General features: G+C 71.8%; 23 protein-coding genes. 13 read left to right on the top strand and 10 right to left on the bottom strand.

Going from position 1 to position 25521, the window contains the following annotated elements; genetic code table 11:
- Positions 1-52: 52 nt before the first annotated feature.
- The 3 genes from ACFV46_RS32975 to ACFV46_RS32985 form a co-directional block, all read right to left on the bottom strand.
- Entirely contained in the window at positions 53-1606 is a 1554-nt protein-coding gene (locus ACFV46_RS32975) for a PTS transporter subunit EIIC (RefSeq protein ID WP_385500892.1), read from the bottom strand.
- Positions 1607-1640: 34 nt separating this feature from the next.
- Positions 1641-2582: an N-acetylmuramic acid 6-phosphate etherase gene (murQ, locus tag ACFV46_RS32980; RefSeq protein ID WP_361936044.1), complete on the bottom strand. Its 942-nt coding sequence runs from the start codon at positions 2580-2582 to the stop codon at positions 1641-1643.
- A 220-nt stretch (positions 2583-2802) separates the two neighbouring features.
- Entirely contained in the window at positions 2803-5679 is a 2877-nt protein-coding gene (locus ACFV46_RS32985; protein WP_385500894.1) for an FAD-binding and (Fe-S)-binding domain-containing protein, read from the bottom strand.
- A 181-nt stretch (positions 5680-5860) separates the two neighbouring features.
- Between ACFV46_RS32985 and ACFV46_RS32990 the strand changes: the two genes are divergently transcribed.
- Together ACFV46_RS32990 and sigJ are read left to right on the top strand one after the other, a co-directional pair.
- A complete protein-coding gene (locus ACFV46_RS32990) occupies positions 5861-6640 on the top strand; it encodes an SDR family oxidoreductase (RefSeq protein WP_385500895.1) in 780 nt (259 codons plus the stop codon).
- Positions 6641-6687: 47 nt separating this feature from the next.
- Complete coding sequence (sigJ, locus tag ACFV46_RS32995; RefSeq protein WP_376726510.1) at positions 6688-7698, top strand: RNA polymerase sigma factor SigJ; 1011 nt, start codon at positions 6688-6690, stop codon at positions 7696-7698.
- Here sigJ and ACFV46_RS33000 read toward each other — a convergent pair.
- Positions 7691-8485, bottom strand: coding sequence for a MerR family transcriptional regulator (locus ACFV46_RS33000; protein WP_376726212.1), 795 nt, complete (start codon positions 8483-8485; stop codon positions 7691-7693). The genes sigJ and ACFV46_RS33000 overlap by 8 nt on opposite strands.
- Before the next feature lie 78 nt (positions 8486-8563).
- On the opposite strand from ACFV46_RS33000, the gene ACFV46_RS33005 reads away from it, so the two are divergent.
- The 3 genes from ACFV46_RS33005 (at position 8564) to ACFV46_RS33015 (ending at position 10897) form a co-directional block, all read left to right on the top strand.
- Entirely contained in the window at positions 8564-8926 is a 363-nt protein-coding gene (locus ACFV46_RS33005) for a nuclear transport factor 2 family protein (RefSeq protein WP_385500897.1), read from the top strand.
- Between the two features lie 38 nt (positions 8927-8964).
- Entirely contained in the window at positions 8965-9750 is a 786-nt protein-coding gene (locus ACFV46_RS33010; RefSeq protein WP_385500899.1) for an SDR family oxidoreductase, read from the top strand.
- A gap of 133 nt (positions 9751-9883) precedes the next feature.
- On the top strand, positions 9884-10897 hold the full coding sequence (locus tag ACFV46_RS33015; RefSeq protein WP_385500917.1) for an alpha/beta hydrolase: 1014 nt from the start codon (positions 9884-9886) through the stop codon (positions 10895-10897).
- A 67-nt stretch (positions 10898-10964) separates the two neighbouring features.
- On the opposite strand, the gene ACFV46_RS33020 is transcribed toward ACFV46_RS33015, so the two are convergent.
- The 5 genes from ACFV46_RS33020 to cseB form a co-directional block, all read right to left on the bottom strand.
- Positions 10965-11888, bottom strand: coding sequence for a MurR/RpiR family transcriptional regulator (locus ACFV46_RS33020; RefSeq protein WP_361936023.1), 924 nt, complete (start codon positions 11886-11888; stop codon positions 10965-10967).
- 94 nt (positions 11889-11982) lie between these two features.
- Positions 11983-12978 carry an endonuclease/exonuclease/phosphatase family protein gene (locus tag ACFV46_RS33025; RefSeq protein ID WP_385500900.1) on the bottom strand — a complete coding sequence of 332 codons (996 nt, stop codon included), beginning with the start codon at positions 12976-12978 and terminating at the stop codon, positions 11983-11985.
- A 7-nt stretch (positions 12979-12985) separates the two neighbouring features.
- Positions 12986-13984 carry a D-alanyl-D-alanine carboxypeptidase family protein gene (locus ACFV46_RS33030; RefSeq protein WP_385500902.1) on the bottom strand — a complete coding sequence of 333 codons (999 nt, stop codon included), beginning with the start codon at positions 13982-13984 and terminating at the stop codon, positions 12986-12988.
- A gap of 115 nt (positions 13985-14099) precedes the next feature.
- Complete coding sequence (locus ACFV46_RS33035; RefSeq protein WP_385500905.1) at positions 14100-15386, bottom strand: ATP-binding protein; 1287 nt, start codon at positions 15384-15386, stop codon at positions 14100-14102.
- A 1-nt stretch (position 15387) separates the two neighbouring features.
- Positions 15388-16125, bottom strand: coding sequence for a two-component system response regulator CseB (gene cseB / locus ACFV46_RS33040; protein ID WP_385500906.1), 738 nt, complete (start codon positions 16123-16125; stop codon positions 15388-15390).
- A gap of 304 nt (positions 16126-16429) precedes the next feature.
- Between cseB and ACFV46_RS33045 the strand changes: the two genes are divergently transcribed.
- Together ACFV46_RS33045 and ACFV46_RS33050 are read left to right on the top strand one after the other, a co-directional pair.
- Entirely contained in the window at positions 16430-17503 is a 1074-nt protein-coding gene (locus ACFV46_RS33045; protein ID WP_385500908.1) for a glycerophosphodiester phosphodiesterase family protein, read from the top strand.
- A 282-nt stretch (positions 17504-17785) separates the two neighbouring features.
- Positions 17786-18028 carry a hypothetical protein gene (locus ACFV46_RS33050; RefSeq protein WP_385500918.1) on the top strand — a complete coding sequence of 81 codons (243 nt, stop codon included), beginning with the start codon at positions 17786-17788 and terminating at the stop codon, positions 18026-18028.
- Positions 18029-18041: 13 nt separating this feature from the next.
- On the opposite strand, the gene ACFV46_RS33055 is transcribed toward ACFV46_RS33050, so the two are convergent.
- A complete protein-coding gene (locus ACFV46_RS33055) occupies positions 18042-18641 on the bottom strand; it encodes a TetR family transcriptional regulator (protein WP_361936007.1) in 600 nt (199 codons plus the stop codon).
- 96 nt (positions 18642-18737) lie between these two features.
- Here ACFV46_RS33055 and ACFV46_RS33060 point away from each other — a divergent pair, with 96 nt between their 5' ends.
- The 6 genes from ACFV46_RS33060 (at position 18738) to katG (ending at position 25430) form a co-directional block, all read left to right on the top strand.
- Positions 18738-19778, top strand: coding sequence for a zinc-binding dehydrogenase (locus ACFV46_RS33060; RefSeq protein WP_385500910.1), 1041 nt, complete (start codon positions 18738-18740; stop codon positions 19776-19778).
- Positions 19775-20377, top strand: a complete 603-nt coding sequence (locus tag ACFV46_RS33065; protein ID WP_385500911.1) for an NADPH-dependent F420 reductase — start codon at positions 19775-19777, stop codon at positions 20375-20377. Before ACFV46_RS33060 ends, ACFV46_RS33065 begins: the two co-directional genes overlap by 4 nt.
- 85 nt (positions 20378-20462) lie before the next feature.
- Complete coding sequence (locus ACFV46_RS33070; RefSeq protein WP_385500912.1) at positions 20463-21575, top strand: alkene reductase; 1113 nt, start codon at positions 20463-20465, stop codon at positions 21573-21575.
- Positions 21576-21710: 135 nt separating this feature from the next.
- Positions 21711-22142, top strand: coding sequence for a DUF3662 domain-containing protein (locus ACFV46_RS33075; protein WP_376726199.1), 432 nt, complete (start codon positions 21711-21713; stop codon positions 22140-22142).
- Positions 22143-22223: 81 nt separating this feature from the next.
- The gene (locus tag ACFV46_RS33080) at positions 22224-23051 is read left to right on the top strand and encodes a tetratricopeptide repeat protein (protein WP_385500914.1); all 828 of its coding nucleotides are present in this window, start codon (positions 22224-22226) and stop codon (positions 23049-23051) included.
- Positions 23052-23234: 183 nt separating this feature from the next.
- Positions 23235-25430, top strand: coding sequence for a catalase/peroxidase HPI (gene katG / locus ACFV46_RS33085; RefSeq protein ID WP_385500916.1), 2196 nt, complete (start codon positions 23235-23237; stop codon positions 25428-25430).
- Positions 25431-25521: the final 91 nt, after the last annotated feature.

Raw genomic sequence — 25521 nt, forward strand, 5'->3', positions numbered from 1 at the left:
CCGTTCGGTTGAACGGTGACCGCCCCACGGTCGGTTCTGCGAGTCCGGCGTGTCAGCGGGCCGGGACGCCGGCCGGTGCCGGTGCCTCGTCCTTGGCCGTGGCCGTGGCCGTGGCCGGGCTTGTGGCGGTCGCGGTGTCCGGTGCGGACGACGCGGGGGCCACGTTGAGTTCGGCGAGCATCGTCTTGGTGAAGCCGAAGTAGTACGTGGCGAGGAAGCCGCCGATGTAGCCGACGATCAGGCCACCCGCGTACACGGCGACGGTCTGGCCGAGGCCGTGGTCGCCGTCGAGCAGCGGGAAGAGCGCCCAGCCCGACGGGCCGATCGCGGTGGAGCCGACGTCGGTGCCCAGCTGGTTGAACAGCCCGATGAACGCGCCGCCGAGGGCGCCGCCGGTGCAGGCGGTGATGAAGGGGCGGCCCAGCGGCAGGGACACACCGTAGATCAGCGGCTCGCCGACGCCGAGGAAGCCCGGCCAGAGCGCCGACTTGATGGTCCGGCGGATGGAGGTGTTGCGGTGCAGGCGGAAGTAGACGGCGATCGCGGCACCGACCTGGCCCGCGCCGGCCATGGCGAGGATGGGGAGCAGCACGGTGTAGCCCTGCTGCTCGATGAGAGTCGTGTGGATCGGGATGAGCGCCTGGTGGAGGCCGAGCATGACCAGCGGCAGGAACAGGCCGCCGAGGATCAGGCCGGCTCCGGCGCCGCCGTGCGAGAGCAGCCAGTTGGCGGCCTCACCGATCTTCGTGGAGACCTCACCGGCGAGGAACATCAGCCCGAAGAGGGTGACGAGTCCGGACACCAGCACGGTGATGGTGGGCGTGACGAGGACGTCGATGGAGACGGGGACCCAGCGGCGGCACCACTTCTCGACCTGCACGGCGAGCCAGGCCGCGCCGAGGGCGCCGAGCACTCCGCCCTGGCCCGGGGAGAGGTGCTGGCCGAACGCCTCCACGTTGGCGACGCCCGCGTAGACGATGATCGCGGCGACGGCACCGCCGAGGATCGGGGTGCCGCCGAACTCCTGCGCCGTGTTGTAGCCGACGAACACGGCGATCAGCGCCATGAACCCGGAGGCCATCGCGGCGAGGGCGGGGGTGATGCCGGGCAGCCAGCCCAGGTTGACGAGCAGGCCGTTCAGGCCGGCGATGATGCCGCAGCCGATGAGGGCGGGGATCAGCGGCACGAAGATGTTCGCGATGCGCCGCAGCAGCAGCTTGAACGGGGTGGCGTTGCGGGCCTTGCGCTCCGCGCGCAGGGCGGCGCCCTGCGCGGCGAGGTCTTCGGCGGTGACGGTCTCGGGGGCCGGGGCGCCGGCCGGGGCCGCCTCGGGAGCGGCGGCGCGCTCCTCCTCGACGAGGGTCTCGAACTCGGGGGTGACGCGGGCGACGGTGCCCGGCCCGAGCACGATCTGGTAGGTGTCGTCCTCGACGACGCCCATCACCGAGGGCAGTGCCTTGAGCTGTTCCTCCTGCACGAGGGTCCGGTCGTGCAGGCCCAGCCGGAGCCGGGTCATGCAGTGGGCCACCGACGCCACGTTCCCCGCTCCTCCGACGAGGGGCAGGATGGCGGCCGCGGTGTCGCGGTACTTGTTCTCGTTCGCCATGAGATCGGCCTTGCTGTGAGTAAGGGCTGGTGCGTCAGGCGGCTGCGGCTTCGAGGGCGCTGCGCAGATGTCCGTGGGCGGTGCGGAGAAGGCGCTCGGCGGTCGGCGCGTCGACACCGCCGAGCAGGAGGAGGATCGCGTTCTTGACCTCGCCGCCGGTGGCGGCGAGCGCGGCGGAGACGGCCTCGTCGGAGGCGTCGGTCGCGAGTCCGACGATCCGGTGGGCGCGCGCCCGCAGCTTCTCGTTGGAGGCGCGCAGGTCGACCATCAGGTTCCCGTAGGTCTTGCCGACCTTGATCATGGTGATGGTGGAGAACATGTTGAGCACCAGCTTCTGCGCGGTGCCCGCCTTGAGCCGGGTGGAGCCGGTCAGGATCTCCGGTCCGACGACGACCTCGATGCCGTGGTCGGCGGCCGCCGCGAGGGCGCTGCCGGCGTTGCAGGAGAGGCCGACGGTGAGCGCGCCGAGGGAGCGGGCGTGGCGGACGGCCTCGACGGCGTACGGGGTGCGGCCGGAGGCGGAGATGCCGACCACCACGTCGTCGGCGGTCAGCCGCAGCGCGTCGAGGTCCTGCCGCGCTCCCTCCTCGGAGTCCTCGGCGCCTTCGACGGCGGTGACCATGGCGGCGGGGCCGCCCGCGATGAGGCCGACGACCTGGGAGGGGTCGGTGCTGAAGGTGGGCGGGCACTCGGAGGCGTCCAGCACACCGAGCCGCCCGGCGGTGCCCGCTCCGGCGTAGACGAGCCGTCCGCCCCGGGACATCCGCTCGGCCATGCCGTCGATCGCGGCGGCGATCTCCGGGAGCCGGGCCGCGACCGCCGCATGGACGGTGCCGTCCTCGGCGTTCATGCGGCGGGCGATGTCCAGCGTGGTGCGGCGGTCGATGTCCGCCAGCTCGGGCCGGTACGCCTCCGTGGCCAGGGTGGCCAGCTGGTCACGCAGCAGGGCGTCACCGACGGCGTCGTGGGTGGACATGGGCGTTCACGGCTCCTGTGGTTCGGGCGGTTCAGGGGGCTGGGGTGATGGGGCGCGTCTCCGTCCTACGGGACGGCAGCCGGTGCGACCGGCCTCTGTGACACGAGAGACAGTGTTCGAAACTTACTTTCACTGCGCTCCACTGGCATGAAACATATTTTCAGTCAGGGGGTGCGTCAAGACCCTTGGGGCGATCACCGGGTCACGCTCCGGCTACGGCTCAGGCGGTGGCCTCGTCGAGGAGTTCGAGGATGTGCCGGTAGGGCCGCCCGGTGGCACGGGTCATCCCGATCTCGCAGGTCCGGTTGCAGGACGCGTAGGCGTCGTGGGAGCGGCTGTTGATCTCGGCGGCCTGGCGCGCCGTGGCGACGGCGGTGACCTCGGGATGCAGCAGTCCCCGGTCGCCGGCGAAGGCGCAGCAGCCCCAGGAGTCGGGCACGGTAACGTCCGGGCTGAGGGCGGCGGCGACGGTCCGCAGTGCCTCGTCCGCGCCCAGATGGGCCGTCGAACAGGTGGGGTGCAGAGCCATGGACGCCAGAGGCCGTACGGCGGGGAGCGCCGGCAGCAGCCGTTCGGCGGTGAAGCTGACGCTGTCCACGAACCGCAGGGCCGCGTAGCGGGCGCGCTCCTGCTCGGGCAGCGCGTCGGCGAGCCGTTCCAGTCCGTGCGTGCAGGAGGAGGCGTCGCAGACGACGGGCAGCCTGCCCTGCTCGGAGGCGGCCCACAGGACGTCCAGCGTGCGGGCGGCCATGGTCCGGTGCCCGCGCGTGTAGCCCTTGGACTGCCAGGGGGTGCCGCAGCACAGGCCCCCGAGTCCGTCCGGCACGGCCACGGGCACCCGCGCCCGCTCGCACAGCCGCAGGAACGCCTGCGCCGCTCCCCCGGCCCCGCCGCCGCCCTCCTCGGGGGCGAAGAGGCTGCCGATGCACGCGGCGAAGAAGACGGCCTCCGCCCCCGCCGGATGACGCGCGGCGGGCCGCCCGGGTCCGCCGCGCGGCATGTCTCTGGTCCATTCGGGCACCAGCTCCCCGGCGCCGAGTCCGCGCACCGCCTTGGTCGCCGCCCGGGTGACGGGCAGCGGGACGGCGTGGGCCGCCTTCAGGGCCGTGCGCACGCCCGTGACCGTGCCCTGCCAGTGCCGGGCCACCCGGTCGGCGACGCCCTGGGCCGTCCGGCCGTGCGCGTCGGCGCGGAGCCGTTTCATGACCTCGCCCGTGTCGATGTCGACAGGGCAGGCGGTCACGCACAGACTGTCCGCGGCGCAGCTGGCGACGGCCGCGTAGCCGTAGTCGTCCTCCAGGGCACGCCTGCGGGCGTCGTCGCCCGCCGCGCCGGCCACGGCGATCTCGCGCAGCAGGGCGATGCGCTGGCGCGGGGTCGTGGTGGCGTCGGCCGTGGGGCAGACGGGTTCGCAGTAGCCGCATTCCACGCACGCGTCGACGGCCGGGTCGACCTGGGGGACGCTCTTGAGGTTGCCGAGGTGCGCCCGGGGATCGTCGTCGAGCAGGACGCCCGGGCTCAGCAGCTGGTGCGGGTCGCACAGCCGCTTGAGCTCGCGCATCACCTCGTGGAGCTCGTCGCCGTACTGGCGCCGCACGAACGGCGCCATGGCGCGCCCGGTGCCGTGCTCGGCCTTGAGCGTGCCGCCGGCTCCGAGGACCAGGTCGACCATGTCGTCGGTGAAGCGGGCGTACCGCTCCAGCTCCCCGTCGGAGTCGAACTCCTGGGTGAGCATGAAGTGCAGGTTGCCGTCCCGGGCGTGCCCGAAGATCACCGCGTCGTCGTAGCCGTGCCGGGCGAACAGGTCGATCAGTCCCTCGCCGGTGGCGGTGAGCCGGTCCATCGGCACCGCCACGTCCTCCAGCAGGGCGGTCGTACCCGGGCGGCGCGCCCCCGCGACCGCCGTGTAGAGGCCTTTCCGCAGCCGCCACAGCCGGTTCCGCTCCCCCGCGTCCCGGGTGAGCGTGGCGGGAGTGAGCGTGGGCAGCGACCGCAGTGCGGGGTGCGCGGCGGCGACGGTCTGGTCCAGCGCCTCGGCCTCGTCCTCCGCGAACTCGACGAGCAGCGCCGCGTGGCCGGTGACGGTGAGCCCGCGCAGGGCCTCCACCGGGTCGCCGGAGCGCTGGGCCACCTTCAGGGAGGCCGCGTCGAGCAGTTCCACGGTGCGGGCGCCGGCCGCGAGCAGCACGGGCAGGCAGTCGGTCGCCTCGGCGAGGCCCGGCAGGACGAGCAGGCCCGTGGCGGCGTGCGGCAGGAGCGGGACCGTACGGAAGACGGCCTCGGCGACGAACCCGAGCGTGCCCTCGCTGCCGACCATGAGCCGGGCCAGCATGTCGGCCGGGGTGTCGTGGTCGAGGAAGGAGTTCAGCCCGTAGCCCATGGTGTTCTTCATGGCGAAGAGCCGTTCCACCGTGGCCCGGGAGGCGGCCGAGCCGCGCACGCGGTCCCGCAGCCGCAGCAGTCCCGCGTGCAGGTCGGGCTCGCGCGCCCGCAGTGCCGCGTCGGCGTCGGTGTCCGCCGTGTCGACGACGGTCCCGGAAGGCAGGACGAACCGCAGGGACTCGATCGTGCGGTAGGCGTTGTCCCGGGTGCCGCAGTTCATGCCGCTGGAGTTGTTGGCCACCAGGCCGCCGATCGTGCACGCGCTCTCGCTGGCCGGGTCCGGGCCGAGCCGCCTGCCGTACCGGGCGAGCCGGGCGTTGGCCTGGCGGACGGTCAGTCCGGGCTGGAGCCGGACGCGGTGCCCGTCGTCCAGGATCTCCGCGTCGCGCCAGTGCGTGCGGACGTCGATCTGGACGCCGTCGCCGCCGGCCTGACCGGCGAGGCTGGTGCCGCCCGAGCGCAGGGTCACCGGGACGCCCGCCTCACGGGCGCCGGCCATCAGCGCGCCGACCTCGTCGGCGGAGGCCGCGCGGACCACGGCACGCGGGGTGAACAGGTACGGGGAGGCGTCGTGGGCCGCCGCGATCCGGCGGGGCAGCGCGGTGATGACGCGGGCGGGGTCGGCCACGCACGAGGCGAGGAGGTGGGCCAGCCGCTCGTCCGAAGGGGGCGGTGTCGGGGCGGCGGACAGGACGGAGGCGGTGGGGTGGCTCATGGCTCCTCGGCGGCGGGGCGGGGTGGCGGGCGGCGGGTCGGCGCGGGACGACGGCGGGTCCCGGGAGTATCGGGAGCGGCCGCACCGGATGTCAATAACTTTCAATCAGGCGTGTGCGATGAAAATTAGTTTCACGTCCCGGGCTGCTGCGCGACCTCACATCTGTCCGGGGTGCGTCGTCATGTCGGTGAGGGCGGCGACCGCTGCCCCGGAACGGAGTCAGGACATGAGGGTTTTCATCGCTGGTGGACGCGGCCGTGTGGGGTCCCGCGTCGCCGACGCCCTGGAGGCGCAGGGCATCGAGGTGGTCTCGGGCGGGCTGGAGGACGGGGTCGACGTGATCTCGGGAAAGGGGCTCGCCGAGGCCCTCGCCGGAGTCGACACCATCGTGAACGTCCTGAACACCCCCCGCTTCGATGCGGAGGGCGCGATCTCGTTCTTCGAGGGAGCGGTCGACAACCTCACCGCGGAAGGCGAGCGGGCAGGCGTGCGCCACCACATCGTGCTCTCCATCGTCGGCGTCGGAGAAGGGGACGCGTCCGATATCGGGTACTACCTCGGCAAGGTGGCACAGGAGAAGGCCGTGCGGTCCGCTTCGATCCCCGCCACCATCATTCGGGCCACCCAGTTCCAGAGCTATATCCCTGTCCTCATCGACCAGCACACCGTGGACGGAAGGGTTCTCGCTCCGAGGTCGTACATCCAGCCCGTCGAGCTGGACGAAGTCGTCGATCTGCTCGCCGGGGCCGTCACCGCACCGGAGCCGGGAAGCGCGATCGAGATCGCCGGCCCCGACCGCTTCTTCCATGACGACCTCTTCCGCGCCACTCTGGCCCACCGCGGAGATCCTCGTGAGGTGGTGACGGTGGACGGACAGGGGCCCGTCGAGGCCATGGTCCCGCGCGGCGCGTACCGGAAAGGCACGGTGCGGTACCCGATTGCGGGGATCCCCACCGCGTGAATGCGAAGATGAAATCCGACGTGCATCGTGAAACCGAGGGTGCCCCCATGTCGGAAGGCCTTCCCGGCGAATCAGCGGAGTCCGGAGCAGCCGAGCGTGAGGAATCACGGGCTCTCGATTCCGTCATGGCGGAACGCCACCGTCTGCTGTCGCTTGCCTTTCGCATGATGGGCACCCTGGCCGACGCGGAGGACGTCGTGCAGGAGACCTACGTGAGGTGGTACCGCCTCGAACCCGAGGAACGCGACGCGATTGCCGTGCCCGCGGCATGGCTGACGCGCGTGGCGAGCCGCATCTCACTCGACCTGCTGGGTTCCGCACGCGCACGGCGGGAGACGTACGTCGGGCAGTGGCTGCCGGAGCCGGTTCCAGCGGACCTCTTCGCAGGCACGGCGAAGGCGCCACCGAACTCCAGTCACCCTTCGGCCGATCCATTCGAACGCGTCACCCTTGATGAGACCGTCAGCATGGCATTGCTGACGGTCCTCGAGGCCATGACCCCGGCAGAGCGAGTGACGTTCGTGCTGCACGACGTGTTCGGGGTCCCGTTCGACGAGATTGCCGGTGTCGTAGGGCGCTCAGCCGCAGCCACAAGGCAACTGGCGACGTCCGCACGCCGCCACGTTCGACGAGGAAGACGCGCAGAGGTTTCTCCCCACCAGCATGACGAGGTCGTTCGGGCCTTCCGTGACGCGACCGTCGGAGGGGACATCGAGGACCTGCTCCGCCTGCTGGCTCCCGACGTCGAACTCCGAGTGGACGGCGGCGGCTTCGTCAACGCCGCACCGCGCGTCATCCACGGGTCGGATCATGTGGCCCGGTGGTTCCTGGGAGTGCTGCGCAAACAGCCCGCCCTCCGTCTCGAACGACGCGATACGGCTGACGGCCTCGGGTTCGTTCTCCGGAACGAGGGGCACCGGTACGGGATGGTGACCTTCGACGTCAGTGATGACGGCGTCACGAACGTGTGGCTGATGCTGAATCCCATGAAGCTGACGCACTGGGCGCCTGCGCCTGGTCGGTCCCGGACTCCGCACCGCACTGACCGGCTCAGGTGACACGGAAGACCGGCCAGCCGATCTCGGTGCGCCACGCCGCGGGATCGCTCGTGTCACGGGGGCCGACCACGTAGACCTCCCGTACCGGCCCGGCCACCGACATCGCGTTCTCCACCACCCAGGTCCCGAGCTCGCCGTACGTGACCTCGATGCCGTCGTGCTCGCCGATGTGGGTGGTGACGGCCAGTTCCGCGGCCGGCAGGATCGCGGGGTGCACGCGTCCGGTGCGAGGTGGTGCGGCGGTCGGCAGGTAGACGAGCGCGTGACCGCGCTCCTGCTCGAAGAGGGCGTTGTCGTAGCTGCCGCCCGGTGGTCCGGTCACGGCGGCGCCGACGGCCGCCTCCAATTCGGCCATCGCGCCTGCGTACCAGGTCTCGACGTCGCCGTGCCCGACGACGGCCTCCACCGCCGCGACCTCCTGGGCGGGCTGCGCGCGCAGCTCGACGTCGATCGGCGCGGGGTCGGGCCGAAGGAGGCGGCGCAGCGACACGACCGCGGCGCGGGTGCGGTCGAGTGCGTCCTCGAGGCGTTGCAGGTGATCCGTGATCAGGGCCGCGCGGACATCGGGGTCGGGGGTCCGCAGGATCTCCCGCACATCGCCCAGGGGGACGTCGAGCTCGCGGAGCCGGTGGATGACCTGCGCGGTCGGGATCTGGTCGACGCGGTAGTAGCGGTAACCGGTGGTCTCGTCCACCACGGCAGGTTCCAGCAGGGCCGCTTCGTGATACCGCCGCAGGGTCCGCACGCTCAAGTGGGTCAGCCGCGAGAACTCTCCGATGGTCAGCATCCCGTCACTCTAAACACTCCCCCTGGGAGAGAGTCCACGGCTTGACCCTCCCGCTCCGCGAGGCCACACCGTGGGCTCATGACACAGCACACCGATCTTCCGTCCGATCTGCTTCCGACCACCGTGCAGGAGTTCCTCGCCGCACACGTCGTCCGCGACGCCGACACCGCCTCGTCGTTCCTCGCCGAGGATGCGGTGATCGTCGACCAGGACGAGACCTTCCGCGGCCGGCAGGAGACCTACGCGTTCCTGCGGGACGCCGGCTCCGAGTTCGCGTACACGACCGAGCGGATCGGTGCTCACCGCGTCGACGACGCCCACTGGGTGGTGACCGTGCGGCTCGAGGGCACCTTCCCGGGGGGCGTCGCCGAGCTCGACTACCGGTTCACGCTGCGGGACGACCGCATCGCCGAACTCGTCATCGCCAACCACCCGGCCTGACCGAACCCGCACCACCTCGATCTTCAGTGGAGAGAAAAATGTCTGGTTCAGATCGCGATCGTCTCGACGGTCGCCGGGCGCTGGTCACGGGCGGTTCGAAGGGCTCGGGCAAGGCCGTGGTGGAGAGACTGCGAGAGATGGGTGCCGACGTGTGGACCACGGCACGCACCATGCCCGACGGCTACGAGCGCCCCGACCGATTCGTCGAGGCGGACACGTCCACGGTGGGCGGTGTCGAAGTGGTGGTGTCCAAGATCTCCGAGGGAGGTGCGCTGGACATCCTGGTGCACGTTGTCGGAGGGTCCTCGACCCCACCTGGCGGGTTCGCGGCAGCGACTGAGGAGCACTGGCTGGCGGAACTCGACCTGAACTTCCTGGGAGCCGTCCGACTGGACCGGGCACTGCTGCCGGCCATGGTGGAGGCCGGATCAGGAGCAGTTGTCCACGTCACATCGATCCAGCGCCAGATGCCGTTGCACGACGCGACGTTGCCGTACGCGTCGGCGAAGGGCGCGTTGCGTACGTACAGCAAGGGTCTTGCGAACGAACTGGCGCCACGAGGAGTGCGAGTGAACGCTGTCAGCCCCGGGGGGATCCGGACCGGAGCGTATGAGGGCTTCATCGACCAGCTCGCCGAGGGCAACGGACTGACCCGCGAGGAGGCGAAGCAGAGCGTGATGGATGCCCTCGGAGGGGTGCCACTCGGACGGTTCGCCACGACGGAAGAGGTGGCCGACCTGGTCGGCTTCCTCGTCTCGGACCGAGCCTCGTCCATCGTGGGCGCGGAGTACGTCATCGACGGCGGCACCGTCCCGACCGTCTGAGCCAGGCACCGGTTCCGCTCGCCACGCACGAACAGCTCGATCCGGCGGCGGAACCCGCTCCTTCACAAGGAGAACTCCCAGACGCTGCCGCAACGCCGAGAAGCGCGTCGAGGACCACGACCAAGGAAAGCAGATAACCACTCGGATCACGGACCGCTCATCCCCCCGACCGGTCGGACCGCCCCCGCCCTTCGACCCGGAGCTCGCTCCCGTCCTTGAGATCCTGACCAGCCTGCGCTCCCCCGACGCCTACCGTTCGGACAACATCGTCGAGATGCGCAGGCCCGTCCCCGGGGTGGAGCCCCCGACCGACGAGGCCCTCTCCCGCGGTGGCACCTACAGCGTCCAAGTACGAACGGTGCCGGGGCCGGACGGGGAACCGGACATCTCGCTGCTGATCTGTCTCCCGAAGCACGCGACTGCCCCGACCCCGGCGATCTACCACATCCACGGCGGCGGCATGATCGTCGGAGACAACCGGTTCGGCCTGGTGGAGATGCTGAACCTGGCCGAGCCGATGGGCATGGCCGTGGTCTCGGTCGAGTACCGGCTCGCGCCCGAGACACCCCACCCGGGTCCCGTCGAGGATTGCTACGCGGGCCTGGTGTGGGTGTCTGATCACGCCCACGAACTCGACATCGACCCTGAACGCATCGTCGTCGGCGGTGCGAGCGCCGGCGGCGGCCTCGCGGCAGGGGTCACCTTGATGGCACGCGACCGCAACGGCCCGGCAATCCTGGCCCAGCTGCTCCTGTCGCCGATGCTCGACGACTGCAACGACTCGCCCTCTGCCCGGCAGATGCGCGGCATCGGTATCTGGGACAGCTCCTCGAACGAGACCGGATGGAACGCGCTCCTCGGGGACGGCGTGCGCGGAGGACCGGACGTGTCCCCGTACGCCGCGCCCTCCCGCGCGGCAGACCTCTCCGGTCTGCCCTCCACATTCATCGACGTCGGGTCGGCCGAAACGTTCCGGGACGAGGACGTCGCCTACGCGAGCCGCATATGGCAGGCGGGCGGCCGTCTCGAACTGCACGTGTGGCCCGGCGGGTTCCACGGGTTCGACGTCGTCGTCCCACATGCCGTGATGTCGCAGGACGCCATCGCCGCCCGAGGGGCATGGCTGCGCCGTCAGCTCCTGGTCTGACGGAAGTCGCGTGCCGGCCGCCGATGACCGGCACAATCGCTCCCGGGACATAGGGCCCTTCGTCGGACTACGGCTGGCGCTTCCGGCGGCGTTGCACCGCCGTGTACGTCTCCTGGAGTGCTTCCGCCGCGGCGTCGTAGGAGCGCTGTGCCACGGCGACGAACAGGCAGTCGACCAGGGCGAGTTGGGCGATGCGGCTGACCGTGGCGCCGGAGCGGAACGGGGTTTCGCGCGCGGACGTGGTGAGGACGAGGTCGGCCGCCTCCGCCAGGGGCGATTGCGGGAAGTTGGTGAGGGCGACCGTGGTGGCGCCGCGGGCGGCGGCCACGGTCAGCGGTTCGACGGTGTCCTCCGTCTCGCCGGAGTGGGAGATGCCGATCGCCACGTCGCCGGGACCCAGCAGGGCGGTCGCCGTCAGGGCGGCGTGCACGTCCGTCCACACGAACGCGATGTGCCCGATGCGATGCAGCTTCTGGTGCAGGTCCTGGCCGACGAACGCGCTGGCGCCGACGCCGAAGATGTCGATGCGCCGCGCCTCGGTGATCGCGTCGACCGCACGGCCGAGTACCGCCGGGTCCACGCTGCGTGCGGTCTCGTCGAGTGCGCGGACCTCGTTGTAGATGATCTTCTTGACGACCTGTTCCAGGGTGTCGGACGGATCGATGTCGGTCCCGAGCGCCGACCGCTCCCCGCCCACGGCCCGCTCGTGCGCGACCGCGGCGGCCAGCGCGAGCCGCAACTGGGGGTAGCTGCCGAACCCCAGCGTCCGGCAGAAGCGCAGCACGGTGGCGGGCGACGTGGCGGCCTGTTCGGCGAGCGCGCCGATGGAGAGTTCCGAGCTGCCGGCCGGGTCCGCGATCACGGCGTCAGCCACCCGCCGGAGGGACGGGGGCAGCGTGGGCCGGCCCGCGCGGATACGGGTAAGGGCGTCGGCTCCACCACCCCCGGAGGGGCCGCGCTCCGGCGTCGAGGGCTCGTCCCGGCGGCTCATCCGCTTCCTCCTCCACCGGATCACGGGCGCTTACGCACCGCGACAGGCAGTTAATCACAACGCCGACCAGCACCCACGGTGGTCCGGGGCCCGGTCACGGCCCTCCGCGGAGCCGCAAGGACGCCGCCACCGGCAGATGATCACTGTTCGTCGCCGGAAGTGTCCAGGCTGACCGGGGCTCCACACCGCGGACCAGGATGTGGTCGATCCGGGCCAGCGGGAACGAGGCGGGCCAGCTCAGGCCGAAGCCCTTCCCGGCCGTGTCCTGGGCCGAGCGCAGACCCGACGTCAGCACCGACAGGGCGTCGTCGTCGGTGGTGCCGTTGAGGTCGCCCACGAGGACCGTCCGCGCGAGGGGTTCGGCGCGCAGGGCGGCGGCGAGACGGCGGGCACCGGCGTCCCGGGCGTCCGTGCCGAACCCCGACGTGACGCCGAACCGCACGGACGACAGATGGGCGACGTAGACGGCGACGGGCCCCTCGGGGGTGCGGACGCTGGCCCGCAGGGCGCGCGGCCAGGGCGCGATGTCGACGGTACGGGCATCGGCGAGGGGATAGCGGCTCCACAGGCCGACCGTGCCGTGCACCGCGTGGTACGGGTGACCGGCGGCCAGCGCCCGCTCGTAGACCGGGGTGTCGTCCCCGAGCTCCTCCAGGGCCACCACGTCGGCGCCGGAGGCGGCCAGGGCGCGAGCCGTGCGGGCCGGGTGCGGATTGTGCTCGTTGACGTTGTGCGTCACGACGGTCAGGTCCCCGCCCGCCGCACGCTTGTCGGTACAGCGCTCACCGAAGAGGGAGGTCCATACGATCGCGGGCAGCAGCAGGGCCACGGCGGCCGTGGCGGAGCGCCGGACGACCGCACCCACGAGGAGCAGCGGGACCGCGAGGCCGGTCCAGGGCAGGAACGTCTGGACGAGGCTTCCGAGGTGTCCGGGCCGGTCGGGGAGCAGGGAGTGCCCCAGCATGATCGCGCCGGCGGGCAGCGCGAGCAGGGCGATGATTCGGCCCCTGCGCCATATGCCGTACCGCCCCGGTCGGCGAGGCGGCGGCGGAGCGGGGGCGGCCGTCGGAGGGGTGAGGAGTGCGGTCATGGCCGTCTCACCGGCTTCCGGTGGCGTGGTCGGCCGCGGGCTCGGTCCGGGACATCCAGTGCCGCACGGCCTCGACGAGGGCACGGCTGTGGTCGAAGACCGCTCGCAGACCTTCCTGGGGGCTGGTGCCGGCACGTTGGTGCAGGACCACGCCGAGGGCCAGGTGCTCCCGTCCGCGCCGGTCGGGCACGGTGGCCGCCCACATCAGCGCGCCGCCCGCGGGCGTGCTGGAGCCGGTCTTGACGCCGATCACGCCCGGGGTCTCCAGCAGCGTGTTCGTGTTGGGGAGAGTGCGGGGCGAGCCCGGAGCGGTGGTGCGGGGCTGGGCGACGACGGACCTGAACGCCTTGTCCCGCATGACCTGGCGGGCGAGTCTCAGCTGGTCGGCGGCGGTGCTCGTGGTGGTGGGCTCGAGACCGCTGGCTCCGGTGTAGGTGGTCCGGTGCATGCCGAGCGCGTCGGCGGCCCGGTTCATCTTCGTCACGAACGCCTCCTCCGAGCCGGCGTCCCAGCGGGCCAGCAGCCGGGCGACGTTGTTCCCCGACGGGACCAGCAGCAGTTCCAGCAGTCGCCGTTCGCTCAGCCGTTCCCCCCGCTCCAGCGGGACGGTGGACTCCACGCCGGAGACGGACTCGTCGGCGGCCTGCGGGTCGACGGTGATCCGGGGGCCGGGAGTGCCGTCCCGCAGCGGGTGGTCGCGCAGGATCACGTAGGCCGTCATGACCTTCGTGACGCTGGCGATCGGCACCGGTGTGCGCGAGCCGTGGGAGCCCAGGTCGCCTCGGTCGCCGAGGCCGTCGATCCGTACGGCCGCCTGCCCCTCCTCGGGCCAGGGCAGCTTCCACGACGGCGCCTGTGGGGTGCCGGGCGGGTCACCTCCGTCGAGGACGGCGGCGCCGAGCGTCAGCAGGGCGGCCAGGGACAGGGTGCCCGTCGAGAAGAGCAGGGGGCGGCGCCTCAGGGGCCGGGTCCGGGGGCGGAGTGCGGGGTCGGGCGTCGAGGGCATGGGGGCGTCTCCACAGGTCGGCGTGCGCGGCGTTCACGCACACCGGTCACTGTGGGCGGCCCGGATGTCGGGGTGATCGTGGCCGGGTCTTCGCTTCCGCTCGGCCACGCATCCGTCACGTAACAGGCCCGGCGGAGGGGTGGTAGCAGCCGGTCGCCGGGAGACGGAGAGTGGCGACGGCGCCGCCGTCGGGGGCGTTCGCGAAGGACAGCGACGCGTCGATGACGCGGGCCTGGCCGAGGGCGATGGTCAGGCCCAGGCCGTGGCCGCGGCCCCGTTCCGGTGTCCCGGTGCGGAAGCGCCGGGGTCCGTCGGTGAGAAGGTCCTCGGGGAAGCCGGGGCCGTGGTCCCGGACGGTGACCGTCGTGCCGGCGACCGTCACCTCGACGGGCTGCAGCCCGTGCCGGTGGGCGTTGACGACCAGGTTGGTGACGATACGGTCCAGGCGCCGTGGGTCGGTCTCGACGCGGGCGGCGTCGTGCGTGGTGAGCGGTGTCTCCAGTCCCGTACGGCTCAGCGACTCCGCGACCGCCCCGGCCAGCGGCACGGGCCTGGCGTCGGACCGCTCCGCGCCCGCGTCGAGCCGGGAGATCTCCAGCAGGTCCTCGACCAGCGTGCGCAGGACGTGGACCCGGTCTCGGACCAGCTCGGTGGCCTCGCCCTCGGGCAGCAGTCCGCTCGCGGTGACCAGGCCCATGAGCGGGGTGCGCAGTTCGTGCGCCACGTCGGCGGTGAAGCGCTGCTCGGTGAGCAGCCGCTGGTGCAGGCTGTCGGCCATCGAGTCGACCGTGGCCGAGATGTCGGTGATCTCGTCGCCGCCACGGCCGCCCGCCCTGGTGCGGGCGGTCACGTCACCGGCGGCGATACGGCGTGCGGTGTGCGCGACCCGCCGCAGTCTTCGGTGCGGGAGTTCCGCGGCGAGCGCCGCGAGCGGCACCACGACGCCCAGCGTGAGCAGGGAGTACTTCCACATGTGCCGGTCCAGGGCCCGGCGGGTGAGCAGGTCGCTGGTCATGTCGGTCTCCATGGCGACGGGCTCGCCGTGGAGGGTCTTCGCCGCCCACATCGAGGGATGGTCGCCGGGGCCGTCCGCCTCGTACCACGTGACGTACCCGCCGCTCGTGTCCTGGCCGCCGCGCAGCCGGTGCAGCAGTTCGTCGGGGAGTTCCCCGGGAGCCGTGCGGAGCCCGGCCGGTGGGGTGCCGTCGCGCTCGTAGTCGTCCAGGGCCTGGTCCAGTGCCGCTACGGCCTTGGCGCCGCGGTCGTTCATGGACCGCTCGAGGGTGCTGGTGTGCACCAGCCGGCCGACGGTCAGCGCGACGGCGCAGCAGCAGACGGCGACGAGCAGGGCGATCTTCCAGCGCAGCGAACGCCAGTTGCGCAGGTCGCGGAGGACGTCCATGTCAGCGCCGCAGCTTGTAGCCGAAGCCGCGTACGGTCTCCACGCGCTCGGCTCCGATCTTCTTGCGCAGCCGCTGCACGCACAGGTCGACGACCCGGCTGTCGCCGTCCCAGCCGTAGTCCCACACGGTGCGCAGCAGGGTCTGCCGGTCGAGCACGATGCCGGGGTTGGCGGCGAACTCCAGCAGCAGACGCAGTTCGGTGGGGGCCAGCGCGACGGCACGCCCCGCCACGCAGACCTCGAGACCGGCGGTGTCGATGACGAGGTCGCCGAAGACGAGCCGGGTGCCGGGCTCGGGGGGTGACGCTTCCGTACGCGCGGGGACAGCACGGTTTCCGTCCGGAGTGGGGGCGTAGACCGCCCGCCGCAGGAGGGAGCGGATACGGGCCACCAGGACGGCGGTGTCGACGGGCTTGACGACGTAGTCGTCGGCGCCCGCCTCCAGCCCGGAGACGATGTCCAGGGCGTCGCCGCGCGCGGACATCATGAGGATCGGGTCCATGCTGGTCTCCCTGATCCGGCGGCACAGCCCGATGCCGTCGAGGCCGGGCAGCATCACGTCGAGCAGCAGCAGGTCGTGGCGGCCCTCCCGGAACAGCTCCAGGCCGGTCAGACCGTCGGCGGCGCCGGTGACACGGTAGCCGTAGCGTTCCAGCGCCAGGGTGAGAGATCTGCGGATCACGTCGTCGTCCTCGACCAGCAGGATCGACACGGGTGCCGGGGTGTCCCCGTCAGCCATGGGGCCCGACCTTCCTTCCGTGCCGTGCACCGTCCGCATCGGCTGCGGCGGCCTGTCGTCCGACTGCGCATTATGTCTGCCGCACCCATCCATCGTGTATCGGTCACGGCTCGGCCGGGTATCGGCCGGCACCCCGGGCTGCACGGAACGTGCCGGGTCGGGGCCTGTGCGGGAGGTCCGGAAGGATCACCGTTCGGCGGTCGTTCACCGCCACCTCATCCGCCGTCCCCGCGGGTGCCGTGCCTCGGGGTTTGCCTTTCGCGTGTCCCGTCGGACCCCTGACACGAAATGAACGAGGCACCCCATGTCCCTGCGGCACACCGTCGCCGGCCTGGCCGTCCTGCCCCTGCTCGCTCTCCCCGCGACAGCGCAGGCCGCCACGCCCCCGCACCCCGCCCCGTCCCCCCACCATGGTGTCTTCGACCTGCAGGCCCACCGCGGCGGTCTGGGGCTGACCACGGAGGAGTCCCTGGAAGGCTTCGGCAAGGCGCTGCGCCTGGGCGTCAGCACCCTGGAGCTGGACACCCAGATCACCAGGGACCAGAAGGTCGTCGTCAACCACGACCGCCAGATCAGCGCGCAGAAGTGCAAGGACACCGCTCCGCTGACGCCCGGGGATCCGCAGTTCCCGTACGTCGGCAAGTACATCAAGGACCTGACGCTCGCTCAGATCCGCACCCTGGACTGCGGGTTCCAGCAGCTTCCCGGCTACCCGGAGCAGGAGCAGATCAAGGGCTTCCGCATGATCGAGCTCAAGGACGTCCTGGATCTCGTCAAGCGGTACAAGGCCAAGCAGGTCACGCTGAACATCGAGACGAAGGTCGAGGCCGGAGCACCCGAACAGACCGCCCCACGCGCGCTGTTCGTCCGGCGGGTGTACGAGGAGATCCATCGCTCCGGGATCGAGAAGCAGGTCACGATCCAGTCGTTCGACTGGGGCGCGCTCAAGGCGATGCACGAGCTCGCCCCGAAGTACCCCCTCGTCGCCCTGACGAACTACGACTTCCTCCAGGTCGGCAAGCCAGGCGCGTCGCCGTGGCTCGGCGGCATCGACGCCGACGACTACGACGGTGACTTCGTCAAGGCGGCCTCGGCCATCCCCGGTGTCACGGCCCTGTCCCCCAACTACGGGTTCCCGCAGAACGGCACGGTCGCCGACCCGGGCTTCCGCTTCTACCCCGACGAGAAGATGGTCGCCGACGCGCACCGGCGCGGGATGAAGGTCATCCCGTGGACGTGCGACGACCCGGCGACCATCGAGGCGCTGATGGACCTGGGCGTCGACGGCATCATCACCGACTATCCGAACCGGGTGCGGGAGATCATGAAGGACCGGGGCATGCGGATGCCCAGGGCCTATCCCGCTCCGCGCCACTGACGACGGCCCGTCGCAGCCCCCTCGGCGCCATGTCGCGGAACACGGGCCGGGCCGCGGTGCCGCCCGCTCGTCGGAGCTGCGCCGGGCCGGTGTCGGGGCCGTCGGACCGCTGTCGGTGACCCGTCGGCGGCGGTCGGCACCTTTGTGGCGAAGGCCCGCCGGATACCACCGGCGTGCCGCCAACGAAGGAGCACACCAGGCGGCCCTCGTCACGATCACCAAAGCGGACTCGGCGACCCCACGCTCGCCCGCGTCCTGCACCTGCAGGCCATCCCTGTCAGGGTGTACGAGGCGGAGTCCTCCCCCTCGGCCCGTACGCAGGGCGGACTGCTCGAGATCCACTACCACGACGGGCAAGACGGTGATCGCCCGCTGCCGGGCTACTTGGAGATCCTGGCCGCGCACGGCGTCGAGTGCCGCCTTCTGCGGTCGGCCGATCCGGGGCGCGTCGTCTACGAGGACGACGTGCAGATCGTGGTCGTGCCGTACCCGCGACGCCCGCAGGACAGCACGTCCCGGAGTTGAGCCCCGGCTCCGCTCAGTCGAGGGCGTGCGCGCGGCACGTCCGCAGGATCTCGTCGGACAGTTCGGGCGCGACGTCGCGTACGGCGCGGGCCAGCACCATCGCGCCGACCATCCGGCTGAGCAGCAGCACCGCCTGTTCGCGGGCCTCCGGCGAACCCGGCTCCCCGTCGCGCTCGCGGGCGAGTTCCGCGGCGAAGCCGGTCAAGTAGCCCTCGACACCCGCCGCGTACGAGCGCTGGATGGTCTCGTCGTGGCGTCCTGCGTCGATCACCAGGGAGGCGGACGGGCAGCCGCCGTCCGGGGCGTCGCGGTGCTCGGCCGAGAGGTAGTCGTCCACCACCCGCCGCAGCGGTGACCCGGCGGGAGCGTCCCCGTCCTCGATGGCCTGCGCCAGCACGCCCAGGGACGCCGTGAACGACGCGTTGCACACCTCGGCGGCCAGGTCGTCCTTGGACGCGAAGTGGTTGTAGAAGCCGCCGTGCGTCAGACCCGCCTCCTTCATCAGGTCGGCGATGCCGACGGCGTCGATGCCCTGCGCGCGGAACATGCGCCCGGCCGCGTCCACGATGTTCTGCCGGTTCCTGGCCTTCTCTTCCTTGGTGATCCGCGGCATGTCCGCCCTCCCTCACCGACCCGTGTTTGACGTTTTCAAGGTTACCTCTCATCATTATTTTGATGATGCTCATCATCAATACGGCTTGGAGGAGCCATGCGCACCGTCGTGCACACCCGCCAGGGCGACCCCGCAGAGGTACTGAGGCTGAGGGAGGACCCCGATCCGCCGCCCCGCCCCGGCGCCGGGCAGATCCTCGTCCGCCTGCTGGTCCGGCCCGTTCATCCGGGTGACCTGGTCGGCGTCGAGGGCCTGCCTGGCCTTGCGGAACAGCGGCCGACGGAGGTGCGGACTCCCGGCGTGGAGGGCATGGGCGTCGTCGAGAGCGTCGGGCCGGACGTACCAGCCCTGCGGCCCGGTCAGCGCGTCGCGGTCTTCCCGGCGCCGGGTACCTGGGCCGACTTCGTCGTCGTCGCGGCCGACCGTGCCGTTCCCGTGCCGGACGGCGTCAGTGACGAGACCGCGGCCCTGATGCTGGTCAACCCGCTGACGCTCGTCATGCTGTACCGGGCGCTGGACAACGCCCTGGGCGAGCAGGGCAAGGGGCCCGTCCTCCAGACGGCCGCCGGTTCGTCCATCGGACGGCTCGTCAGCGCGGCCGCCGTCCGGCACGGTCTGCCGTTGGTCAACCTCGTCCGCAACGCGTCCGGCGCCCGGCGGATGCGGGAGTCGTACCCCACGCTGCCGGTCGTCACGACCAGCGACGGCGACTGGCGGGAACAGGTCCGGCACCACACCGGCGGTCGCCCCCTCCAGGTCGTCCTCGACTGCGTCGGTGGCCCCCTGATCCAGGACCTCGTCAGGCTGCTCGCCGACGGCGGCACCCTGGTCACGTACGGCCGGCTCGGCTCCGGCACGACCACCCTGGAGGAACTGCCCCTCGTCCAGCGGGGACTGACGGTCCGGGGCGTGACGGTGTGGCACTGGACCCACCGCACCCAGCAGGAGCGTGCCCAGGACGTCGCCTTCGCCCTGGACCTCGCGCAGAACACGCCGGAGCTGTTCGAGGTGGCGGCCCGCTACGACCTCGCCGACGTCAACGCAGCCGTCGAGCACGCCCGTCGCCCGGGGAAGAGCGGAACCGTCCTGCTCACCTCACCCCGACCGACCGGCACCGGCCAGGAGGACGTCCGATGAGGATCGGCATGCTCGGAGCCGGGACCATCGCCCAGGCCGTCGCACGGCACGCGATCCGGCACGGTCACGATGTCGTGCTCAGCAACAGCCGGGGGCCCGACTCCCTGGCCCCGCTGGTCGAGGATCTCGGCCCGCTCGCGTCGGCCGCGTCGCCCGAGGAAGCCGCCACCGCGGATCTCGTCGTCCTCGCCGTCGGCTGGCCGCGGATCCCGGACGTCGCCGCCCGGCTCCCCCACCTGGACGGAACCGTCGTCATCGACACCACCAACCAGTTCGAGTCCCTTCCACCGCACCCCCGGATCGCCGACCTCGGCGACCTCACCGGGAGCGAGTACGTGGCCTCCCTGCTGCCCGGCGCACGCGTGGTCAAGGCCTTCAACTCCCTGTTCGCGCAGTACATCGCGCCCGACCCGCGCCACGAGGCCGGGCGGCAGGTGCTGTTCCTCGCCGGTGACGACGCCGACGCCAAGAACACCGTGATCGGCCTGACCTCCGCGTTCGGGTTCGCGCCGGTCGACCTCGGAGGCCTGCGCGAGGGAGGACGCCTCATGCAGCTCGGTGGCCCCCTCTCCGGCCTCCACGTCCTCAAGCAGGACTGAACCCACCCCCCTGCTCGTCCACATGTCCTCCCCGCGTCCGCGAGGAGGACCTCTACCCAGCCTCGACCTCACGAAAGAGACGTTCATGTCCGACCAGACCTCGGCACCCGGCACCCAGCCCCTCCTGCGTCCCGTCCAGTTGGGCGCGCTCGAACTGCCCAACCGGGTCGTGATGGCCCCCATGACACGCGCCCGCGCCACCAACGCCGCACTGGCCCCCACCGAGCTGCACGCCGCGTACTACGCGCAGCGGGCCGGCGCCGGCCTGCTCATCAGCGAGGGGACCTGGGTCAACCGGGAGGCGATCGGATACATCCACGTCCCCGGCATCTACACCGACGAGCAGACCGCCGGCTGGGCGAAGGTGACCGAGTCCGTGCACGCGGCGGGAGGCAGGATCGTCTCCCAGATCGGGCATCTCGGTGCCGTCTCGCACCCGGACCACCAGGGCGGCCGCCTTCCCGTCGGCCCGTCGGCGGTCGACCCGCAGGAGATGTCCTTCACCACCGACGGGCCGAAGGACACCGTCACGCCGCGCGCCCTGACCGGCGCGGAGATCGCGGACACCGTCCGCGACTACCGGACGGCCGCGGCCAACGCCCTGCGCGCCGGCTTCGACGGCCTGGAGATCCACGCGCAGGGCTCCCACCTCATCGCCCAGTTCCTCAACCCCCGGCTCAACCGGCGCACCGACGCGTACGGCGGCACCGGCGAGAAGCGCGCCCAGCTCCTCCTCGACATCCTGGAGGCCGTGAGCGAGGTGTGGGGCGGCGAGCGTGTCGGCGTCAAGCTCTCCCCGTACTGGAACGGCGGGCCCGCGTTCACCGCGGACGCCGAGGCACTGGCCGACTACGACCTGCTGCTGAAGCGCCTCGGCGACAGCGACCTGGCCTATCTCCACCTCGTCGGTCCGGCGCCCGGCGCGCACACCGACGACACGTTCACCGCGTTCTCCCGCTTCCGCGGCCACTACCGGGGCGCCGTCATCGCCAACCTCGGCTTCACCCAGGCGACGGCGAACGAGCTGCTCGAACGTCAGCTGGCGGACGCGGTGTCCTTCGGCGCGCCCTTCATCGCCAACCCCGACCTCGTCGACCGCTTCACGCACGGTCACCCCCTCGCCGACGGCGACCGCGACACGTACTACGGCGGTGGAGCGGAGGGTTACACGGACTACCCGACGGTCGCCGGTTCCTAGGTCGGACGCACGCCCGTTCGGGTGAGGGGTGAGGGGAGGCGGGGGCTTTGAGGCAATGAAGTCGGCGTTCTGGGCACCCGCCCTTCCATGGCGTGACGCAAGGCCGTGTCGACGGGACAGAGGAGTGGCGTGCGGATGAGCAGCCTCACGGGATGGGAACAGGCGCTGGAGCGGGTCGGCGGGCGGTTGTGGGAGCGGTGGTTCCCCAAGGAGCCGGTCGAGCTGGTCGACGCGCTGCAGCGGGAGTGCGACCGTCAGGCGGTGGTGTGCAGCGAGAACCGGGTCGTGGTCCCCAACGCGTACGACGTGGAGCTCGCCGAGCACGTCCACACCGAACTCGGCGGCCAGGGCGCCCGGGTGGGGCAGGTCCTCACCGACAAGCTGGCGCAGTACGGCGCACGCCGTGGCTACGAGTGGGCGGGGCCTCTGGCCGTGCACGTGACCACCTCCCGTGATGTGCCCAACGACCGCTACCGGGTGACGAGCAAGGCGATGGCCCATGTGAGCGCGGTCGGCTTCCCCTCCGTCAGCGGTCCGACGCACTCCTCGAGCGCCGTGGAGGTGTGACGAGCGCCGTATCGTCCGGGGCCCGCCGCCCCTCCTGGCCTCGTCGCCGGGCGGTCGCGCGTGCTGCGTATGCTGCCGGGCATGCGATTCTTCCGACGCGGCCGAAGTGACGACGAACCCATGAAGGGAACGCCGGTCGCCGAAGCCAAAGCGCTCTACGAAGCGGGGCGTTACGTCGAGGCGGAGGCCGAGGCCCGCGCCGTGGCCCGGTCCCGGCCGCGCGAGGACGAGTACACGGCCGTGGCGCTGAACATCGCCGCGCTCGCGACGGGCGCACAGGGCCGGCACGCCGACGCGGTCGCCACGTACGACGAGGCGCTGCCCGTCTTCAGCGGGGTGTTCGGGGCCGGTCACTTCCTGACCCTCAAACTGCGCTCGGACCGCGCCCAGCAGATGGTGTCCCTCGGTCGGTACGCCGAGTCCGAGGCGGAGTGCGCGGCGGTCGCGGAGGCGGCGGCGCGCGGCACCGGTCCCGAGATGGCCGTCCTGGCGTCGGCCGCCCGCAACGGGCTGGTGTTCGCGCTCAACGCGCAGGGCCGCCACAAGGAGGCGGAGACACACGCCCGCGAGGCCCTGGCCGCCCATGCCGCACGGGACCGGGCCGCCCTGGTGCTGCGGCTCGGGCTGGCGCGCAGCCTCAACGGCCAGGCACGCCACCAGGAGGCGCTCGCCGTGGCCGAGGGCGCCGACGAGCTGTACCACGCGCTCCCCGCGGACCATCGCCGCCCGGACACCGGCGCCGTCGAACTAGCCCTTGGAAACGCCCTGTTGGGGCTGGGGCGCATCTCGGACGCCCGTCACCGCGCGGCAGTCGCCCATGACGCCTGCCTGGCGTCGTTCGGTCCGGAGCACCGCCGCACCGTCGAGGCCGCCACCCTGCTCGAGCACATCGACGGCAGCCAGCCGTAGCGCGCGGCGCCGCCGCACGTCCCATCACCGGCCGGGCCGCGGCGGCGCGCCCGGGTTTCCCTCCTGTGGGCGCCATGGCGCCCCCTGCGCGCGTGTCGGATTGCCCGGCGGGTCGAAAGCACCCAACGTCAGGAGAAGAATCCGACAAAAGGGATACGACACACCAGGAAGCAGGACGCGCGCATGCCCGGCAGTGAGAGCGAGAACCCGGCAATCCCCTCCCCCGCCCCGAAGCCCACCCCCCGGCCCCGGACGAACCGGGACTGGTGGCCGAACCAGTTGGACCTCCAGGTCCTCCACCAGCACTCGTCGCGTTCGAATCCGATGGACCCCGGCTTCGACTACGCCAAGGAGTTCGCGTCCCTCGACGTGGAGGCGCTGAAGCGGGACGTGTTCGAGGTGATGACGGCGTCGCAGGACTGGTGGCCGGCCGACTACGGGCACTACGGTCCGCTCTTCATCCGGATGAGCTGGCATTCGGCCGGGACGTACCGGATCGCGGACGGCCGGGGCGGTGGCGGCACCGGAGCGCAGCGGTTCGCCCCGCTGAACAGCTGGCCGGACAACGCGAGCCTGGACAAGGCGCGCCGCCTGCTGTGGCCGGTCAAGCAGAAGTACGGGAAGAAGATCTCCTGGGCGGACCTCCTGGTCTTCGCCGGGAACTGCGCCATGGAGTCCATGGGCTTCAGGACGTACGGGTTCGCCTTCGGGCGGGAGGACCTGTGGGAGCCCGAGGAGATCTTCTGGGGCCCGGAGGACACCTGGCTCGGCGACGAGCGCTACAGCGGGGACCGGGAGCTGACCGGGCCGTTCGGTGCCGTCCAGATGGGGCTGATCTACGTCAACCCGGAGGGCCCCAACGGCACCCCCGACCCGATGGCCGCCGCCCGGGACATCCGGGAGACGTTCGGCCGGATGGCGATGAACGACGAGGAGACGGTCGCGCTCATCGCCGGCGGTCACACGTTCGGCAAGTGTCACGGCGCGGTCGACCCGAGCTACATCGGCCCGGAGCCCGAGGGCGCCCCCGTCGAGCAGCAGGCCCTGGGCTGGCGGAACACCTACGGCACCGGCAAGGGCTCCGACGCGCTCACCAGCGGTCTCGAGGGAGCGTGGACGTACGAGCCGACCAAGTGGGACAACGGGTTCTTCGACAACCTCTTCCGCTACGAGTGGGAGCTGACGACGAGCCCGGCCGGCGCCCACCAGTGGACGCCCACCGACCCGGACGCCCGGGACAAGGTGCCCGACGCCCACGACCCGTCCAAGCGGCACGCGCCCATCATGCTGACGACGGACCTCGCGCTGAAGCTGGACCCGGTCTACGGGCCGATCTCGAAGCGCTTCCACGAGAACCCGGAGGAGTTCGCGCTCGCCTTCGCCAAGGCGTGGTTCAAGCTGCTGCACCGCGACATGGGCCCCCGCTCGCGCTACCTGGGCCCGTGGATCCCCGAGCCGCAGCTGTGGCAGGACCCGGTTCCGGACGTCGACCACGACCTGGTCGGGGAGGCGGACATCGCCGCCCTCAAGCGCACGGTCCTCGACGCGGGCCTGTCCGTCTCCCAGCTCGTGACCACCGCCTGGGCGTCGGCCGCCAGCTTCCGCGGGACCGACAAGCGCGGCGGCGCCAACGGCGCACGCATCCGGCTCGCCCCGCAGAAGGACTGGGAGCTCAACGACCTCCCCGAGATCAGCGAGACGATCAGCGGGCTCGAGCGGATCCAGCAGGACTTCAACGGCTCCCAGACCGGCGGCACACGGATCTCCCTCGCCGACCTGATCGTCCTGGGCGGCTGCGCCGCCGTCGAGAAGGCCGCGGCCGACGCCGGGCACGCGATCACCGTCCCGTTCGCGCCGGGACGTACGGACGCCACGCAGGAGCAGACGGACGTGAACACCTTCGACGTCCTGGAGCCCGCGGCCGACGGGTTCCGCAACTACCTGCGGTCCGGGGAGAAGCTCTCCCCGGAGACGCTCCTGCTGGACCGCGCGAACCTGCTCACCCTGACCGCCCCGGAGATGGCCGTCCTGATCGGCGGTATGCGCGCCCTGGACACCGGCTTCAAGGGCGCCCGGCACGGTGTCCTCACCGAGCGGCCCGGGGCACTGACCAACGACTTCTTCGTCAACCTCCTCGACATGGGCACGGAGTGGTCCACGTCCACCACGGACGAGAACGTGTACGAGGGCCGCGACCGTGCCACAGGGGACGTCAAGTGGACGGCGACGGCCGTCGACCTCGTGTTCGGGGCGCACTCCCAGCTCCGCGCCCTCAGCGAGGTCTACGCCGCCCGGGACGCCGACGAGAAGTTCGTCCGTGACTTCGCGTCCGCCTGGGACAAGGTCATGAACCTCGACCGGTACGACCTGCGCCGCTAGCGGCATCCTCCGCACCGGCCGGGCGGCCCCCCCCGCCCGGGCGCCGGCCGGCCCCCCCGGGGGGGCGCACCCCGGGGGGGGGCAACGGGGC

The organism is Streptomyces sp. NPDC059852 (assembly GCF_042731455.1).
Lineage (GTDB): Bacteria > Actinomycetota > Actinomycetes > Streptomycetales > Streptomycetaceae > Streptomyces.

What these genes read in the sequence shown, in the direction of transcription:
- ACFV46_RS33025 (WP_385500900.1), bottom strand. Translation starts at nt 12,978, where the DNA reads ATGACCGCACTCCTCACCCCTCCGACGGCCGCCCCCGCTCCGCCGCCG.
- ACFV46_RS32985 (WP_385500894.1), bottom strand. Translation starts at nt 5,679, where the DNA reads ATGAGCCACCCCACCGCCTCCGTCCTGTCCGCCGCCCCGACACCGCCC.
- murQ (WP_361936044.1), bottom strand. Translation starts at nt 2,582, where the DNA reads ATGTCCACCCACGACGCCGTCGGTGACGCCCTGCTGCGTGACCAGCTG.
- ACFV46_RS33060 (WP_385500910.1), top strand. Translation starts at nt 18,738, where the DNA reads ATGCGCACCGTCGTGCACACCCGCCAGGGCGACCCCGCAGAGGTACTG.
- ACFV46_RS32990 (WP_385500895.1), top strand. Translation starts at nt 5,861, where the DNA reads ATGTCGGTGAGGGCGGCGACCGCTGCCCCGGAACGGAGTCAGGACATG.
- ACFV46_RS33055 (WP_361936007.1), bottom strand. Translation starts at nt 18,641, where the DNA reads ATGCCGCGGATCACCAAGGAAGAGAAGGCCAGGAACCGGCAGAACATC.
- ACFV46_RS33075 (WP_376726199.1), top strand. Translation starts at nt 21,711, where the DNA reads ATGAGCAGCCTCACGGGATGGGAACAGGCGCTGGAGCGGGTCGGCGGG.
- ACFV46_RS33065 (WP_385500911.1), top strand. Translation starts at nt 19,775, where the DNA reads ATGAGGATCGGCATGCTCGGAGCCGGGACCATCGCCCAGGCCGTCGCA.
- ACFV46_RS33030 (WP_385500902.1), bottom strand. Translation starts at nt 13,984, where the DNA reads ATGCCCTCGACGCCCGACCCCGCACTCCGCCCCCGGACCCGGCCCCTG.
- sigJ (WP_376726510.1), top strand. Translation starts at nt 6,688, where the DNA reads ATGTCGGAAGGCCTTCCCGGCGAATCAGCGGAGTCCGGAGCAGCCGAG.
- ACFV46_RS33080 (WP_385500914.1), top strand. Translation starts at nt 22,224, where the DNA reads ATGCGATTCTTCCGACGCGGCCGAAGTGACGACGAACCCATGAAGGGA.
- ACFV46_RS33000 (WP_376726212.1), bottom strand. Translation starts at nt 8,485, where the DNA reads ATGCTGACCATCGGAGAGTTCTCGCGGCTGACCCACTTGAGCGTGCGG.
- ACFV46_RS32975 (WP_385500892.1), bottom strand. Translation starts at nt 1,606, where the DNA reads ATGGCGAACGAGAACAAGTACCGCGACACCGCGGCCGCCATCCTGCCC.
- katG (WP_385500916.1), top strand. Translation starts at nt 23,235, where the DNA reads ATGCCCGGCAGTGAGAGCGAGAACCCGGCAATCCCCTCCCCCGCCCCG.
- ACFV46_RS33010 (WP_385500899.1), top strand. Translation starts at nt 8,965, where the DNA reads ATGTCTGGTTCAGATCGCGATCGTCTCGACGGTCGCCGGGCGCTGGTC.
- ACFV46_RS33035 (WP_385500905.1), bottom strand. Translation starts at nt 15,386, where the DNA reads ATGGACGTCCTCCGCGACCTGCGCAACTGGCGTTCGCTGCGCTGGAAG.
- ACFV46_RS33070 (WP_385500912.1), top strand. Translation starts at nt 20,463, where the DNA reads ATGTCCGACCAGACCTCGGCACCCGGCACCCAGCCCCTCCTGCGTCCC.
- cseB (WP_385500906.1), bottom strand. Translation starts at nt 16,125, where the DNA reads ATGGCTGACGGGGACACCCCGGCACCCGTGTCGATCCTGCTGGTCGAG.
- ACFV46_RS33045 (WP_385500908.1), top strand. Translation starts at nt 16,430, where the DNA reads ATGTCCCTGCGGCACACCGTCGCCGGCCTGGCCGTCCTGCCCCTGCTC.
- ACFV46_RS33020 (WP_361936023.1), bottom strand. Translation starts at nt 11,888, where the DNA reads ATGAGCCGCCGGGACGAGCCCTCGACGCCGGAGCGCGGCCCCTCCGGG.
- ACFV46_RS33005 (WP_385500897.1), top strand. Translation starts at nt 8,564, where the DNA reads ATGACACAGCACACCGATCTTCCGTCCGATCTGCTTCCGACCACCGTG.